General features: G+C 39.7%; 16 protein-coding genes, 4 tRNA genes and 1 pseudogene. 19 read left to right on the top strand and 2 right to left on the bottom strand.

Annotated elements, in window-relative coordinates; genetic code table 11:
- Nucleotides 1-192 precede the first annotated feature (192 nt).
- A complete protein-coding gene (locus tag OD757_RS00105) occupies nt 193-462 on the bottom strand; it encodes an oxidative damage protection protein (protein ID WP_004699209.1) in 270 nt (89 codons plus the stop codon).
- A gap of 9 nt (nt 463-471) precedes the next feature.
- Nucleotides 472-1,905 (bottom strand): argininosuccinate lyase, encoded by a 1,434-nt coding sequence (gene argH, locus OD757_RS00100; RefSeq protein ID WP_009392307.1) that lies wholly within the window; start codon nt 1,903-1,905, stop codon nt 472-474.
- Here argH and OD757_RS00095 point away from each other — a divergent pair.
- From OD757_RS00095 to OD757_RS00005, 19 genes and pseudogenes are all read left to right on the top strand, one after another.
- Nucleotides 1,896-3,035: a sensor histidine kinase gene (locus OD757_RS00095; protein ID WP_263030470.1), complete on the top strand. Its 1,140-nt coding sequence runs from the start codon at nt 1,896-1,898 to the stop codon at nt 3,033-3,035. The genes argH and OD757_RS00095 overlap by 10 nt on opposite strands.
- Nucleotides 3,036-3,095: 60 nt before the next feature.
- A complete protein-coding gene (locus tag OD757_RS00090; RefSeq protein ID WP_263030469.1) occupies nt 3,096-3,836 on the top strand; it encodes a LytR/AlgR family response regulator transcription factor in 741 nt (246 codons plus the stop codon).
- A 101-nt stretch (nt 3,837-3,937) separates the two neighbouring features.
- Nucleotides 3,938-4,855 (top strand): hydroxymethylbilane synthase, encoded by a 918-nt coding sequence (gene hemC, locus OD757_RS00085; RefSeq protein WP_263030468.1) that lies wholly within the window; start codon nt 3,938-3,940, stop codon nt 4,853-4,855.
- A gap of 3 nt (nt 4,856-4,858) precedes the next feature.
- On the top strand, nt 4,859-5,626 hold the full coding sequence (locus tag OD757_RS00080; RefSeq protein WP_263030467.1) for a uroporphyrinogen-III synthase: 768 nt from the start codon (nt 4,859-4,861) through the stop codon (nt 5,624-5,626).
- An 8-nt stretch (nt 5,627-5,634) separates the two neighbouring features.
- Complete coding sequence (locus OD757_RS00075; RefSeq protein WP_263030466.1) at nt 5,635-6,477, top strand: hypothetical protein; 843 nt, start codon at nt 5,635-5,637, stop codon at nt 6,475-6,477.
- Nucleotides 6,478-6,486: 9 nt separating this feature from the next.
- On the top strand, nt 6,487-7,680 hold the full coding sequence (locus OD757_RS00070) for a heme biosynthesis protein HemY (RefSeq protein ID WP_263030465.1): 1,194 nt from the start codon (nt 6,487-6,489) through the stop codon (nt 7,678-7,680).
- 7 nt (nt 7,681-7,687) lie between these two features.
- Complete coding sequence (locus tag OD757_RS00065) at nt 7,688-8,128, top strand: acyl-CoA thioesterase (protein ID WP_263030464.1); 441 nt, start codon at nt 7,688-7,690, stop codon at nt 8,126-8,128.
- A 194-nt stretch (nt 8,129-8,322) separates the two neighbouring features.
- On the top strand, nt 8,323-8,649 hold the full coding sequence (locus OD757_RS00060) for an H-NS family nucleoid-associated regulatory protein (protein ID WP_002053185.1): 327 nt from the start codon (nt 8,323-8,325) through the stop codon (nt 8,647-8,649).
- Nucleotides 8,650-8,982: 333 nt separating this feature from the next.
- On the top strand, nt 8,983-9,726 hold the full coding sequence (gene gspN, locus OD757_RS00055; protein ID WP_092709578.1) for a type II secretion system protein N: 744 nt from the start codon (nt 8,983-8,985) through the stop codon (nt 9,724-9,726).
- Entirely contained in the window at nt 9,726-10,562 is an 837-nt protein-coding gene (locus OD757_RS00050; protein WP_263030463.1) for a type II secretion system protein N, read from the top strand. Before gspN ends, OD757_RS00050 begins: the two co-directional genes overlap by 1 nt.
- A gap of 41 nt (nt 10,563-10,603) precedes the next feature.
- A complete protein-coding gene (gene gspD / locus OD757_RS00045) occupies nt 10,604-12,877 on the top strand; it encodes a type II secretion system secretin GspD (RefSeq protein ID WP_263030462.1) in 2,274 nt (757 codons plus the stop codon).
- Nucleotides 12,878-12,917: 40 nt separating this feature from the next.
- Nucleotides 12,918-13,544, top strand: a complete 627-nt coding sequence (locus OD757_RS00040; protein ID WP_263030461.1) for an FHA domain-containing protein — start codon at nt 12,918-12,920, stop codon at nt 13,542-13,544.
- Between the two features lie 65 nt (nt 13,545-13,609).
- On the top strand, nt 13,610-14,278 hold the full coding sequence (locus OD757_RS00035; protein ID WP_263030460.1) for a phosphoglycolate phosphatase: 669 nt from the start codon (nt 13,610-13,612) through the stop codon (nt 14,276-14,278).
- Between the two features lie 109 nt (nt 14,279-14,387).
- Nucleotides 14,388-15,881, top strand: coding sequence for an anthranilate synthase component I (gene trpE / locus OD757_RS00030; protein WP_263030459.1), 1,494 nt, complete (start codon nt 14,388-14,390; stop codon nt 15,879-15,881).
- Nucleotides 15,882-15,979: 98 nt separating this feature from the next.
- Nucleotides 15,980-16,055: transfer RNA gene (locus OD757_RS00025), tRNA-Thr, on the top strand.
- Between the two features lie 54 nt (nt 16,056-16,109).
- Nucleotides 16,110-16,193 (top strand) — tRNA-Tyr (locus tag OD757_RS00020).
- A 37-nt stretch (nt 16,194-16,230) separates the two neighbouring features.
- A tRNA-Gly gene (locus OD757_RS00015) sits at nt 16,231-16,306 on the top strand.
- A gap of 13 nt (nt 16,307-16,319) precedes the next feature.
- A tRNA-Thr gene (locus tag OD757_RS00010) sits at nt 16,320-16,394 on the top strand.
- A gap of 146 nt (nt 16,395-16,540) precedes the next feature.
- Nucleotides 16,541-16,607, top strand: a pseudogene (locus OD757_RS00005) (elongation factor Tu); the annotation flags it as partial.

The raw sequence follows: 16,607 nt of genomic DNA, 5'->3' as shown, positions 1-16,607 counted from the left end.
TGCATAAACACGACAGGGATCGTGTTCTTCTTGCTATAAATTGATATTAAGTTTTTAGCTTTTTGATGTCATGTAGAGTCCTGTTCGCTCTATGTAAGGCTTTTTATGCTTGTGTAAGTTTCACGTAAAAAAAGGCGGGTCTATGTATATAGACCCGCCTTTTTTAATGATGAATCAGCTAAAACAAACCGATTATTCTGGTTTCCAGCCTTCAGCTTTTTCTACACTTTCATCATTGTTAAAGAACTTCTCACGTTGTTCTTCAAGAAACTTCTTCGCATCTGGTTCAAACACGTTTAAGCGCTTTTCATTAATCAGCGTAGTTTGGTGTTGTAACCATTCTTGCCATGCTTGTTTAGAAACATTTTCAAAAAAATCTTGGCCTTTAGCACCAGGGAAAGGAGCGAAGTCTAAACCTTCCATTTCCTTTTGATATTTGCGGCAAAATACTTGGCGACTCATGTTTTATCCTTAAGCGTATAACTGTTCTAAACGTGTATGGGCACGAGCAATCGCAGCTTCAACCTGTTTTGGTGAAGTTCCGCCAATATGATCACGTGCATTTACAGAAGCTTCTAGTGTTAAAGCTTTATCAAATACATCTGCTGTAATTAAGTCAGAGAATTGTTGTAACTGCTCAAGTGTTAACTCAGATAAATCTTTTTCTTCAGCAACACCTAATGCAACAGCTTTACCAACAATTTCATGCGCATCACGGAAGGCAACGCCTTTTTTCACTAGGTAGTCTGCAAGATCGGTTGCAGTAGAGAATCCGCGAAGTGCAGCTTCACGCATGATTTCAATATTTGGAACCAATGCAGGAATCATGTCTGCGAAAGCCATGAGTGAACCACGAACCGTATCGATTGCATCAAATAAAGGTTCTTTGTCTTCTTGGTTGTCTTTGTTGTACGCCAATGGTTGTCCTTTCATGAGCGTAAGTAAGCTAATTAAGTCACCAAATACACGGCCAGATTTACCACGAATAAGTTCTGGAACATCCGGGTTTTTCTTCTGTGGCATAATTGATGAGCCAGTACAGAAGCGGTCAGGAATATTCACAAATTTGAACTGTGCAGAAGTCCAAAGAATAAGTTCTTCTGACATACGTGATAAATGCATCATGATCAGTGCTGCAGCTGCATTAAATTCGATGGCAAAGTCACGGTCAGATACAGCATCAAGAGAGTTTTCAGATACAGCTTCAAAGCCTAAAAGTTCTGCTGTATAAGCACGATCAATCGGATAAGTTGTACCAGCAAGAGCGGCAGAACCAAGTGGTAGGCGGTTAACACGTTTACGGCAGTCTTGAAGACGTTCGGTGTCACGCACTAACATTTCAAACCATGCTAACAAGTGGTGACCGAAAGTTACAGGCTGAGCAGTTTGTAGATGTGTAAAGCCCGGCATAATCGTATTTACGTTTTTGGCTGCCAAGCCTAACAAGCCTTTTTGTAGGCGTTCTAATAATTTTAAAATGTCATCAATTTCGTCACGTAGGTAAAGACGAATATCCGTTGCAACCTGATCGTTACGGCTACGACCTGTGTGTAGTTTTTTACCTGTAATGCCAATACGTTGAGTCAAACGTGATTCAATGTTCATGTGAACATCTTCAAGATCGATGCGCCATTCAAAGTTTCCAGCCTCAATTTCTGAGCGAATGGTGCTTAAACCTTCAATAATGTCATCGCGTTCTGCTTCTGTGAGTACGCCAACTTTAGCAAGCATGGTAGCATGCGCAATAGAACCCGCGATGTCTTGTTTATAAAAACGCTGGTCAAACTGAACAGAGGCGGTAAATTCAGCTACAAAAGCATCCGTCGCTTCAGAAAAACGACCACCCCACATACCTGAGGTTTGGTCTGGGGTTACTGAATTAGGGGGATTTGAAGATGTGGTCATGGTGGCTCAGTAAAATAAAAAAGAGTATATCACTTGCCGAAGCTCAACAAACAAAGTTGTTTCCTACAGCATACCGAAATCAAAATTCTTCCTATTTTTTTACGAAAAACGGGCGTTGGCAACACTTATTCGAATTAATTGTTGCAAGTAATGTTTTGGCACTGGTTTTGGCATTGGCTGAAGCGCAGTCTTGGCAAGCATTAAGCGGTGGACGCCTTTTACAATACATCGTTTTTATTAATTGGGTGATATTGTCGTTTTTTGCTTTGGTTGAACGCCTTCAAGATTTTTTTAGCAGCTTACGTCAAGAATTTGCCTTGGCTATCGGTTTTGTCATGTTGCAAGGTATTGTTGTTTTATCCACTTTAATGAGTAATTTTTTTCAGTTTGGTCTTTTAAATAAACATACTTCTTTAACACAGAGCTGGAGCATTTATTTTACCAATGTACCTTTATATCTAAGCTATGGAATATTGCTAGGGGCTTTCTGCTTACGTTATTTATATCTCAGAGAACAGTGGTTACATCAACAAAATGCAGAGTTAAATGCCCGTATTCAGGCCATGCAAGCGCGAATTCATCCTCATTTTTTATTTAATAGTTTAAATAATGTGGTGAGTTTAATTGCGATAGACCCAGATAAAGCAGAAGGTATGTTGATTAGCCTGTCACGTTTATTTCGTGCCAGCTTCCAAGAGTTGAAATTGGTAAGTCTGCATGAAGAAATCGAGCTGAGTAAACAGTATTTAATGATTGAACAGGTGCGTTTGGGGGAACGTTTAAAAGTAGATTGGAAGATTGAGCTTTCACCTGTGCAATTAAAACAGGTCACTATTCCTTTATTGACATTACAACCTTTGTTAGAGAATAGTATTTTTCATGGGGTAGAACCAATGATGGGGAAAGCAACCATAGGGGTATTGGTTGAAATATTGCAAAATCAGGTCAGTATAGTCATTACCAACCCATATACAGACGATACAATAAATTCACGGAAAGGGCATGGAATCGCGCTTGAAAATGTAAAACAACGCCTGAAAGCATATTATGGGAACTCCGTTAGATTTCAGGTTTATAAAGGTAAAGCCTTATATACCACCATTATGAGCTATCAATATCAAACAAAATAATAAGTTAGTCAGAGTTAACCATAAAAAAATGGATCAAGTTAACGGTGACAAGGAGGATGAATGAAGGTGCTGATTTGTGATGACGAACCACTTGCAGTGGAGCGATTATCACGTTTAGTTTCAAAGATGGGACATGAAGTTGTATCAACGGCTCATCATGGACAAGAAGCCTTGGAACAGGCGCGGCTTCATCAACCGGATGTAATTTTACTTGATATTCAAATGCCAGGTATGAATGGTCTTGTCTGTGCAGAACAGATAAGTCAGCTAAATCCTCGACCTGCGATTGTATTTTGTACCGCCTATGATCAACATGCATTGGAAGCATTTAAATCTCAGGCTCAAGCTTATCTTCTTAAACCAATTGATCCAGTAGAACTTGAACAAGTTTTTAGTCAACTGACTCAGCTTACTCAAGCACAGCTCAATGCTCTACCACAACATGATTTTTTACACGATCTAAAAACTCAGCGACATCAAATTGCTGCAAAAACCTATCGTGGGGTTGAGCTGATTCCTGTTGAGAATATCTATTATTTTTTAGCAGATCAGAAATATGTCACGGTGCGCCATCAAAATGGCAGTGTATTAATTGATGAAACTTTAAAAGAACTCGAAACCGAATTTGCAGATCAATTTATTCGTATTCACCGAAATGCGTTGGTTGCGGTTGCATATTTAGATGGACTGGAATTGGTCAGTTCGGGGCAATATCAGGTTCGATTACGTGGTCTGGACGAGCGACTTTCGGTGAGTCGTCGACATTTATCTACGCTTAGAGAGCGAATTCATCAGCTCTAAACTTAAAAAGAGTTAGCTTGGACATGCGAGATTTTACTTGCAATTTTAAGGGATCAAGTTAAGTTTAGGGTGTATTGTTTGACCAGCCCATGCTTGAATTTATGAAAACCTTGAAAATTGCTACACGACAAAGCCCACTTGCTCTTTGGCAGGCAGAATATATTCGTGCCCGATTACAGGAGCTTCACCCAGATTTAACGGTGGAGTTGGTTAAATTTGTCACGCAGGGTGATAAAATTTTAGACACACCTTTAGCAAAAATTGGTGGTAAAGGGCTGTTTGTTAAAGAGTTGGAAGCAGCACTTTTGGATGGGCGTGCAGACTTAGCTGTGCATTCAATGAAAGATGTGCCGATGGCTTTGCCAGAAGGTTTAACCTTGGCAGTAATTTGTGAACGTGAAGATCCATTAGATGCTTTCGTTTCAAATCAATTTGAAAAATTTGCTGACTTACCTCAAGGTGCAAAAGTTGGTACATCAAGCTTGCGTCGTAAATCTCAGATTTTAAAACAACGTCCTGATTTGCAAATTATTGACTTGCGTGGAAATGTTGGGACACGTTTAGCGAAGCTAGATGATGGTCAATATGATGCGATTATTTTAGCGAGTGCTGGTTTGAAGCGTTTAGGATTGTCAGAACGCATTCGTCATTGTTTAACACCAGACATTAGTTTGCCTGCTGTGGGTCAAGGCGCATTGGGCTTGGAATGCCGTGCAGCTGACCAAGACGTATTAGCTTTAATTCAACCATTATTACACGAAGAAACAGACGTTTGTGTGCGTGCTGAACGTGCCTTTAATGCCTATCTTGAAGGTGGTTGTCAGGTCCCAATTGCAGGTTATGCAACACTACAAAATGGACAAATCCATATTGAAGGGCGGGTCGGAAGCCCTGATGGCCAAACATTATTACGTGCTGAACTGATAGATGAAGCCAGCAATGCTCATCAATTGGGTGAAAACCTTGCTCGAAATTTACTTGATCAAGGTGCGGGCGAGCTATTAAAGGCTCTCTATTAAACCATGTTGTTTATTAATACTCGACCTGATTCTCGTGCAGCTGAATTAACAGATACTTTGCAAAATGAAGGTTATCAGGTTGAGTCTTTACCTCTTTTAGAACTTGTTGCGACGCCCTTTTCAGAACATTTACTTCAGCTTTACCAACGATTGGTTAAGGCACAAGCTATTGTTGTTGTTAGCCCCACCGCTGTTGATGTGGGGATGAAGTATTTGGCACAAAGTGGCTTAAAACTAGCTGACTTGAAGCATATTCAGTGGATTGCTGTGGGGCAGGCAACGGCCAATTGTCTAAATGAGTATGGAATAGAAGCACATATTCCAGATGTTGAAACCTCTGAGGGGATGTTAAATCTACCTATTCTTCATAATATGAAGCAGGCAGGTAACGTCGCTTTTTGGCGAGGAGAAGGTGGACGTCAATTTATGATGGAGACCTTGCAGCAGCAAGGAATTCAGATTTTAAATTTCGTTTTATATCATCGGCAGTGCCCAGAAGCTTCATATTCTACATTCAAACATCTGACACACAATTCAAATTATAATTTAAACAAATGGCTAGTCTTAATTACCAGTGAGGCCAGCTGGAAGTATTGGTTAGAGCTTTGTTCAAAAAATAATGTACAACCTGATTGTGTATATTTGGTTTTAGGGCCACGTCTTTTTCAAATTGTTAAAGAATATCGCGATCAGCAACATGCTCATTTTCACATTATTCAACTTGAAAATTTATCGCCTTCGGGGATGATTCATCTCATTCAGGCATTATAAGGATTCATATGAGAAAACTTGTTTCTATCATCATTATACTGGGCATGGCTTGGTTGGCTAAGCTCAGTTACGATATGTGGCAAATTTCTCGTACTGTTCCCGAGCTTAAGCAAAGCCTGCTTCAATCAGAACAGCACTATGCCAATCTAAATGATCAGTTGGTTGCTTTACAGCGACAATTACAGAATCAACCTGTAAATACAGAAAATAAGCTGAGTGCTGACGGCAATCTAGAAGCCCCGCCGATGGGTATTGCCCCTACAGTTTTAATAAAACAAAAATTAGATTTAATTCAATTTGCAATTGATCAGCAGCAGCTGATTTACGCAGTTGATCAATTAAACCAGTTACAGCAATCTCTTGTGCATTATGAAATTGCTCCAGCATTGCAACATAGCTTAAATCAATCGCTGGAGCAGGATAAGCAAGCAGTTCAACAATTCAGTTTGGCCCAAAATCAACGCCATCAATTGATTGACGATTTATTACAGACGATTGATAAAAATATTCAGCAAGCTTTAGCGCGGCCTAAGCTTGAGATGGATCAATCTGAGTCTGTGTCTTGGTGGAAAAAATGGTTCCGTATAGAAAAAGTAGAAACGCCGTCTATTAATTTAATGAATCGAAGTGTGGTGCTTAAAGAAGTGCAATTAAGATTATTAATTGCTGAACAGGCACTCAATCAAGGGAAAATGACAGAGTACCAAAACGAGTTGCAATCTGTTATGCAAAAACTAGATGAAATGCCTGATGGAGCGAGTCAGCAGTTAAAAAAACGTATTGCTAAAGTGGCTCATTTATCTGTCGTACCTGTTCCTAAATTATCTACACTTGGTCTAATTGGCTCATAAGGAGGAGATATGAAACACCCCCTATCGGTTTATTTCGTAATCAGCTTAATACTCTTTGCAGCTTTAGCTTTATTTAGTTATGGCTATGGAATGGGGTATGTCTATATCTACTGGCGACAATTGCAGTTGCAAACAAATGTCTGGGGATTAACCCTTGCTTTTGTGGTGTTGAGTTTTATTGCTCAACTGGTGTGGCTTTGGATTAAACGATATTCCTCTCGTGAGCAGAGGAAAAGTGAAAATATCTTCCAGTTTAAAAACCTTCATCCTTATGAACAACTAGGTATTGTGTGGTTACTAGAGGCTGCCGAAGATCAGCGTGTATTTATTGAACGTGTTTTTACTCAATCAGGACTTTTAAAAAATATTATTGATGCCAAGTTTCTGGTTTTAAGTGGAGACTATCCAAAAGCATTGGCTGCTTTAGATCAGTCTCCACCCATGGCATTTGAATTGGCAGAGTTAGAGCGAATCGAAATCTTTTTAGCCCAAAACGAAGCTGACCGTGCCTTAACTCATCTTGAATTTTTATACCAGCATCAGTTGTCACCATGGCTTGAAGAAATAGAAACCGCTTACCAGCAGCGATTAACTGCTCTATGGGGGCAATTGGCGCTGCAACATCCATGGGTATATTTGCGGTCAATGAAGTATGGTCTGCTAGATGCTGAGCACCGTGATTTATGGTTGCAGCAACTTCTTCAGCAATTTGATGAAGCTTCTATTGATGACTTGCATGCTTTGCAACAACGTTATCTGGATTTAGAGTCCGAGATTCAAACTCGACCTTATAGCAGTAAGTTGTTATGGCTCAAATTACTGGCGCGTATGCCTGATATGAGCATGCAGCATGCAGCCTTAACACTACACCTATTAAAAGAGCAATTTGATCCAGAAGTGTTTTACCTGTGGTTTCAGCAACAATTGCTTAAACAGGTTCCAGACTATGCTGATGTCGAAGAAAAAATTATTGAGTTAGAAAATCAATATATGAATTTGCCAGTTTTAACCTTTGCAAAATGGCATGTCTATATGGCAACTGGACGTCAAGCAGAGGCTGAAACATTATTAACATTATATCCAGATAATATTTTAATGAGCTATTTGCGTATTAAGTCTACGCTTAATGAAGATGAGGTGTTAATCAAACAGTTAAACCTAATCTTTGAAAATGATGCGAATTTTTTAAAATTTAAAATATGAGGCAAAAATGAAAGAACTGTCTGTCTACCCGATAATATATGAACAGAAAGTAGCGTGGGGAGATATGGACGCTTTTGGTCATGTCAATAATGTCCAATATTATCGATATATTGAAAGCTCACGTATTTTATATATGGAAGCGATAAATATATTAACCCCACAATTATATACCGTTGTAGCTTCCAGCCAATGTAAATATTTAAAGCCAGTTCTTTATCCAGATGTATTGAAAGTGGGTGTTCGCGTGGAGGAGCTCCGCAATAGTGCATTCCGTATGGCTTATATATTATGGAGCGAAACCCAACAACAAATTGTGGCTACTGGTGAAGCGGTTATGGTCTGCGTCAATAAATTAACAGAACAAAAATGTGAAATACCACAGGAAATAAAACAAAAAATTATTGAGCTAGAAAAAAATGTTGGGCATGACTTAATACATTTATCTTAAATAAATATTAATAAAATATATTTCATTTATAATTGATAATGTAATTAAAAGGTAATTTTTTGGGTTATTCTGATGAACACGGCTTTCAAACTATTGCTTATTGAATAGATTATAAATAATATTGGTCTTGATTTTATGTTTTTAAATTTTGTCTGTATTATTTTGAATTGTCTGTAAGACTGGAGTATTTATTAATGAAACCGGATATCAGTGAATTATCTGTTGAAGAGTTAAAACGCTTACAAGAAGAAGCGGAAGCTTTAATTGCAAGTAAAAAAGATCAAGCAATCGAAGATGCTTATAATCAAATTATCGAGATCGCTGAAAATGTAGGTTTTAGTGTTGAACAACTTCTTGAGTTTGGTGCTCAAAAACGTAAGAAAACAACACGTAAATCTGTTGAACCGCGTTACCGTAACAAAAACAATTCTGAAGAGACTTGGACTGGTCGTGGTAAACAACCACGCTGGTTAGTTGCTGAAATTGAAAAAGGCGCAAAACTTGAAGATTTCTTAATCTAATTGTATTGCCGATTTAAAAAAGCCAGACAAATTTGTCTGGCTTTTTTATGCGTGAAAATATCTAAAGCGGGCTGTAAATATTATTTAAGAAATTGAGTGTTTAAAGTCATCTTTAAATACATTGTTGAGATCAAATGTGCATTTAGTTCTTTTAGTACTGGGTTTTCATGATTTTGTCATACGTTCACCTTATAGTCTTAATACCAAAGCCAAGCCCGATTGCTTGGTTTTTTTATATGAAGTGAATTGGCGATGTTGAAAAAGTATGCATAATGTCAGACTAGGGAGCTACTCTCAAAATAAGGATGATAATTTGCATGTTGGTAAGGCTGAATGAAGAAAAAGTCTAAGCAATGGAAGTGGTGGTTATTTGCCCTCATTGCATTTTTAATTTTTATTATTTTACAGATCCCGGCGACGTGGCTTATTTCTAAATTTTCAAAGAATAATCAAACTCTACACAATGTAAGTGGAAATATCTGGCAAGGCCAAGCAGATTGGCGGCGCGGTACTTTGAGAGGCTCGATTCATTGGAAAACTAGACCTCTTGACCTATTTTTATTAAGGTTCGCTGCTGATGTAGATATCCATAGTGGAAATACCCAATTATCTGGGGTAATGGCCTATGGTGTTGGAAAAAAAGTATTAGTAAGAGCAATGAATGGTCAAATTGCGCCTGAAACATTAAAACAAATTGTGAACTGGCAATGGCCTGTGAACAGCATCCAGTTAAAAGATATTGATTTTAATTATAAAAAAGAGCAAGGTTTTGCTGCAGTTGATGGCCAATTGCATTGGGGTGGTGGTGCTTTAATTTATAATATTGGTGACCGTCAAGACCGGATGAACATGCCTTCTTTAAATGGGCAATTAACGGATCAAAATGGTCAATTACAGATTGATATACGTGATCAACGCAGTCAAAAAATGGCAAACCTTTTATTAGATGCCAACATGATGCTTGATGTACAGCTTACGCAAAGATTATTACTGAATATTCCATCTTACGATGGGAAAGCTGGTTTAGATACTTTTGTCATTAGTTCTCGTCAGCCCTTAATACAAGGGGGTAACTAATGAAAGTGTGGATTGAGAAATTACAGCATCTACAATGGCAAAAATTAGATCGGTTAAGTGTGGTTGTATTTGCCGTTTTAATTCTATGGTTGTGTTGGAAATTGGCTTCATTATTTTGGTGGGTGATTGCACCTCCTCAAATGATGCAGTTTGATCGGGTAGAGTTAGGATCACAGCAACCGCAGATTCCTAACATTAGTACTTTTTCGCTTTTTAATGAACCTTCAGCCAATGCAGCTCAGGAAAATGTCAACCTAGAATTACAAGGCGTGATGCTGGGTTATCCGAACCGTTTTTCTTCGGCTGTTATTAAGCTTGATAATACTGCTGACCGGTATCGGGTGGGTGAAACAATCGCTTCTACATCTTACCAGTTAGCAGAAGTTTATTGGGACCACGTGATATTACGTCAAGGTAATGGAAGTACGCGTGAGCTTCAGTTTAAAGGTTTGCCAAACGGTTTATATCAACCTATGACACCAGATGCTTCACAACCAGCTGCGACGGCTCCTCAGTCATCGGCACCTGTTAATACGACTCAAGAGGCGTTAGGACAGGCTATTCAGCAAATGCAGGGGAACCGAGAGCAGTACCTCAAAGATATGGGGGTAAGTGGGAACTCAAGCGAAGGTTTTGAAGTTACAGAACGTACACCTACTGCGCTTCGAAATAAGTTAGGTTTAAGGCCGGGTGACCGGATTGTTTCTTTAAACGGTCAAACGGTTGGGCAAGGACAAACGGATGTGCAGTTACTTGAACAAGCTCGTCGAGCTGGGCAAGTGAAAATAGAAATAAAACGTGGTGATCAAGTGATGACCATACAACAAAATTTTTAGTGATAACACGTCACCATAAGAGTTAGGAATTATCGCAAGTTATGGCTTTATTGAATCATCAACGTCCACTTTGGGCATTACTTGCAGCAGCCCCATTGATTGCGACAGTGAGCAGCAGCGTCTATGCCCAGACATGGAAGATCAATTTACGTGATGCTGACTTAACTGCATTTATTAATGAAGTTGCAGACATTACGGGGAAAAACTTTGCAGTAGATCCGCGAGTGCGTGGCAATGTCACAGTAATATCGAATAAGCCACTCAACAAAGATGAAGTTTATGATCTTTTCCTTGGGGTCCTAAATGTAAATGGGGTGGTGGCAATACCTTCTGGGAATACCATCAAACTGGTGCCAGATAGCAATGTTAAGAATTCGGGAATTCCTTACGACTCTAGAAATAGAGTGCGTGGTGATCAAATCGTTACTCGAGTCATTTGGCTTGAAAATACAAATCCAAATGATTTAATCCCAGCACTTCGCCCTTTAATGCCTCAATTCGCACATATGGCTGCGATAGCAGGCACGAATGCGCTGATTGTTTCGGACCGAGCTGCGAATATCTACCAACTTGAAAATATCATTCGTAACCTCGACGGTACGGGACAAAATGATATTGAAGCAATAAGTCTCCAATCGAGCCAAGCGGAAGAAATCATTACTCAACTTGAGGCAATGAGTGCAACGGGGGCATCTAAAGATTTTAACGGGGCCCGTATCCGTATTATTGCAGACAACCGAACCAATCGTATTTTAGTAAAGGGTGACCCTGAAACACGTAAGCGTATTCGTCACATGATCGAAATGCTGGATGTACCTTCAGCAGACCGCTTAGGCGGCTTAAAAGTTTTTCGATTAAAATATGCAAGTGCAAAAAATTTATCTGAGATTTTGCAAGGCCTCGTAACAGGACAATCTGTTTCTTCGTCAAATAGCAATAATTCTTCTAACTCATCGAATCCGATCAATAATTTGATGGGTAATAACCAGAATTCCAGTTCAAATACCTCTGGTTCAAATGGTAGCTCAATTTCTACACCATCTATTAACCTAAATGGTAATTCAAATAATAGTAATCAGAACAGTATCTCTAGCTTTAGCCAAAATGGTGTGAGCATTATTGCGGATAATGCCCAAAACTCGTTAGTGGTTAAAGCCGATCCTCAATTAATGCGCGAAATTGAATCTGCTATTCAGCAGCTAGATGTTCGCCGTCAGCAAGTTCTGATTGAAGCTGCAATTATTGAAGTTTCAGGGGATGATGCGGATCAACTTGGAATCCAATGGGCGCTAGGCGATTTATCTAGTGGGATTGGTTTGCTTAGCTTTAGTAATGTTGGTGCTAGTTTATCTTCTATTGCTGCTGGTTATTTATCGGGTGGCTCGGCTGGAGCAGCGTCTGCTATTGCTGGTGGAGCTAATAAAGGTAACGGCGCAACTTTGGCTTTGGGTAATTTTGAGAATTCCCGTAAGGCTTACGGTGCCTTGATTCAAGCACTTAAAAGCAACACTAAATCAAACTTATTGTCGACCCCATCTATTGTGACGATGGATAATGAAGAGGCTTATATTGTTGTCGGTCAGAACGTTCCATTTGTAACAGGGTCAGTCACTACGAATAGTACAGGTATCAATCCATATACAACTGTTGAACGTAAAGATGTGGGTGTGACATTAAAAGTTGTTCCACATATCGGTGAAGGCGGTACGGTTCGTCTTGAAGTAGAGCAAGAAGTTTCGAATGTTCAGACTAGTAAAGGGCAAGCGGCCGATTTAATTACCAATAAACGTGCGATTAAAACTGCTGTATTGGCCGAACATGGACAAACAGTTGTTTTAGGTGGTTTGGTGTCTGATGATGTTGAGCTGAGTCGTCAAGGTATTCCTGGTTTAAGCAGTATTCCATACGTAGGTAGGTTATTCCGATCAGACAGTAGAAGTAATACGAAGCGTAATCTTCTCGTTTTTATTCACCCAACAATTGTGGGTGATGCGAATGATGTGCGTCGTTTGTCTCAGCAGCGCTACAACCAGCTTTACAGCTTGCAATTGGCGATGGATAGAAATGGCAACTTTGCCAAATTGCCTGAACAGGTTGATGATGTCTATAATCAAAAAATGACTCCGCCAAACATTACCTCTCAGCCAAAAAATTACAGTCAAGTTCCTTCAGGTGGCAAAAGCTCGACAGTAACAACCCCTGTAGCAGTAGAACCAGCGGTTCGAAAACAGTCCTTACAGTTGCCTGAACCTGAAATTAATCGTACTAAAAATACAGTAACAACAACGACACTGCGCCCAAACACAGCACAGTAGTAGCATGTTATGATTGATAAAAAATGAATGGGACATACGTATGACTTGGAAACTACAAGCAATTACTGGTGAAATTACGGGCCAAGAAATTAGTGTCGATCGTGATATGTTGGTAGGGCGTCATCAAGATGCTGATTTGTTGTTACAAGCTGCTGAAATTTCACGACGTCACGCGGCATTGCTTTTAAAAGATCAAGCGCTATGGGTGCAAGACCTTAATTCATCGAATGGCACATTTGTAAACGATATTCGTATTGAACAAGAAAAGCAGCTACATGATGGTGATATTGTTCAGTTCGCTAGTTTTAAATTTTCTGTATTAGCGCCTGCACAGGAAATCACGGAATTACCTGAAATTGAAGCTGAGCCTGTAAATACAACAACTTCTCCAGATTTAAGCGATCAAGGAATGCCGAGCCTTGCAGAGCGCGCTGCAGAAGTAGAAGTTCGTCGCGATGGTATGCCGCAGAATATTTCTATTCCAAAGCCTGCACCGATTCCAGAAGGTGTGGATATTAATGCACAACAGCAAACGCCTATTGCTTTTGATGAGCCAGTTTCTCGTGTTGCTGAAGAAAAAGAGCAACAGAAGAATGCATCGGTTGGTTTAATCACTATTATTATTTTAGTAATCTTAGCTTTATTGGCATGGTTATTCTTTAAATAATCCTTTGCTGCTTTTACAATCAAGGCATGCTAAAAGCATGCCTTTTTAATTTTGAGAAGAACAAGATGTCTGTTGCACAACTAAATAAGCGCGATTTAATTTTATTTGATTTAGATGGAACACTGGTTGATTCTGCTGCTGATTTATATAGATCAATGAATTTAAGCTTACAAGAATTAGGCTGGCCTTTAATAACAGAAGCCCAGATACGAGAATGGGTCGGTAAAGGAGTATCTAAACTTTGTGAAAGTGTTCTGTTTCATATTTTTGGGAAATTAGATGCTGAACAGCATAAAATCCTACTACAGAAATTTGTTGCTATTTACAGTGCCGAGCTTTGTGTGAATACTCAAATTTATCCTGGAGTCACTGAGTTTTTAAAGCATTGTAAAAATTTGAATATACATATGGCATGTGTTACCAATAAACCTGTGCAACTTGCTCAAGGATTACTTGATGCATTGGAGCTTTCTCCTTATTTTCAAGTCGTGCTTGGGGGAGATAGTTTGCCAGAGAGAAAACCACATCCATTACCTTTGTTGCATTGTATGCAAAGTTTAAAGATATCTGCTTCGCAATCATTAATGATTGGCGATTCAAGTAATGATATAGAAGCTGCACGCCGTGCGGGAATTGATTGTATTGTGGTTAGCTATGGCTATAATCATGGAGAAAATATCTATGATTGCCAACCTCAGCAAGTGGTTGATAGTTTGGCTGAGTTAATTGTCTAATGAGTGAAATGGAGATCAGCATGAATAAGCGTATGGTTTTTCGATGGCGTGTCTAAATCGAAACTAGAAAAACACCGTTTTAAATCGAAACCATATTAGAGAAAAATTCATGACTACATTAGCGCAATTTGAACAACTTAAGGCATCAGGTTACAACACGATCCCAGTTTATCGCCAGCGTTTGGCAGATACGGAAACACCGTTATCTGTTTTTGCTCGTTTTAAGGAGCAAAAACAAGCTTATTTATTTGAGTCGGTTGAAGGTGGTGAAAACTGGGCGCGCTACTCCATGATCGGTTTAGGTGAGTCGACAGTTTTTTCATGTAATGCAGGAGTGTTGTCTATACAACATGCTGATGGTTCGGTCACACAAGAAGATTGTTTAGACCCATTTGAATATATTCGTGAATTTCAGAAGCAATTTACAGTTCCATCAGCTGAGCTTTTACCAGACTTACCAAGTTTTACTGGCGGGCTGGTTGGTTATTTGGGCTATGATGCAGTTCGCTACATAGAGCCGCGCTTAAAGAATGTTCCTGCGGCTGATCCTATTGCGTTACCAGATTTGTGGTTGATGCTATCAAAAACAGTGATTGTTTTTGATAATTTGAAAGATACTTTATTTTTAATTGTTCATGCCGATACTGCACAGCCAAATGCCTACGAAGATGCTCAGCAAAAGCTAGATCAATTAGAGCAATTGTTGGCTACACCAGTTAGCTTGCAAGCTAAGCCGCATACACCACCTCATTTTGAATCAATTACGGGTAAAGCGAAATTCCTTGAGACCATAGAAAAGGTTAAAGAATACATCCGTGCGGGTGACGTTATGCAGGTTGTGCCTGGACAACGCATGGTTTCTGACTTTGATGGAGAGGCTTTACAGGTTTACCGTGCTCTGCGTCATTTAAACCCTTCACCTTATTTGTTCTTGGTGCAGGGTCAAACAATTACAGATAAAAAACCATTCCATATTGTAGGGTCATCACCTGAAATTCTCTCTCGTCTAGAAAATGGTATTGCGACAGTTCGCCCGTTGGCTGGTACAAGACCACGTGGAAAAACTAAAGAAGAAGATATCGCTTTAGAAAAAGACTTACTTTCTGATGAGAAAGAAATCGCAGAGCATTTAATGTTGATTGACCTTGGTCGAAATGATGTTGGGCGAGTTTCTAAAATTGGTAAGGTCCAAGTGACTGATCAAATGGTCATTGAGCGCTATTCACATGTCATGCACATTGTTTCAAATGTACAAGGTGAAGTACGCGATGATATCGATGCACTAGATGTATTTAAGGCAACCTTTCCAGCAGGTACTTTATCTGGCGCACCAAAAATTCGTGCAATGGAAATTATTGATGAAGTTGAGCCTGTTAAACGAGGGGTTTTTGGCGGGGCAGTAGGGTATCTAGGGTGGCATGGTGAAATGGATATGTCGATTGCAATCCGCACCTGTGTTATCCGTGATAAAAAAGTGTATGTGCAGGCTGGAGCAGGCTTGGTTGCAGACTCAAATCCTGAATCAGAATGGAACGAAACCCAAATAAAAGCTCGCGCAGTGATCAAAGCGGTTGAATTATCATCAAACGGATTGATTTTATGAGTTTTTAGCAGTTTTTTTTAAAAAACTGCTTGCATCGTTTGGAAGTTTTGCTAAACTGCACACCGTTCCGATACGAAACGTACGAAACACTAAGAAGAGCCGGCATAGCTCAGTTGGTAGAGCAACTGACTTGTAATCAGTAGGTCCACAGTTCGAATCCGTGTGCCGGCACCATCTTAAGAGTGTTGAGTTGTTGTGTAAAGGATAACACTGAAATAAGTGTGATATGGTGAGATTCCCGAGCGGTCAAAGGGGGCGGACTGTAACTCCGCTACGAAAGTTTCGAAGGTTCGAATCCTTCTCTCACCACCATTAACTTCGATTGAAGTGCTAAGTATACCAGCATCGTGCGGGAGTAGCTCAGTTGGTAGAGCGGCAGCCTTCCAAGCTGCATGTCGCGAGTTCGACCCTCGTCTCCCGCTCCATCGAAGGATAATCGCTCTTATAGCTCAGTGGTAGAGCACTCCCTTGGTAAGGGAGAGGTCTCGAGTTCAAATCTCGATAAGAGCTCCAGATACAGTTTAGTAGATTTTCTACAAAGATTTAAAAAGCAGGCTTATTAGTCTGCTTTTCAAGTATTGGGTGTTTGATTTTTTAGGCGATATGTCGATGCTGGGTCTTACTCAGAATTGTGTTCGACGTAAACGAGGACTATAAACATGGCTAAGGCTAAGTTTGAACGTAATAAGCCACACGTAAACGTGGGCACAATCGGTCACGTTGACC

The organism is Acinetobacter sp. AYS6 (assembly GCF_025630795.1).
Classification (GTDB): domain Bacteria; phylum Pseudomonadota; class Gammaproteobacteria; order Pseudomonadales; family Moraxellaceae; genus Acinetobacter.
This window is presented reverse-complemented; position numbering and strand designations above follow the sequence as displayed.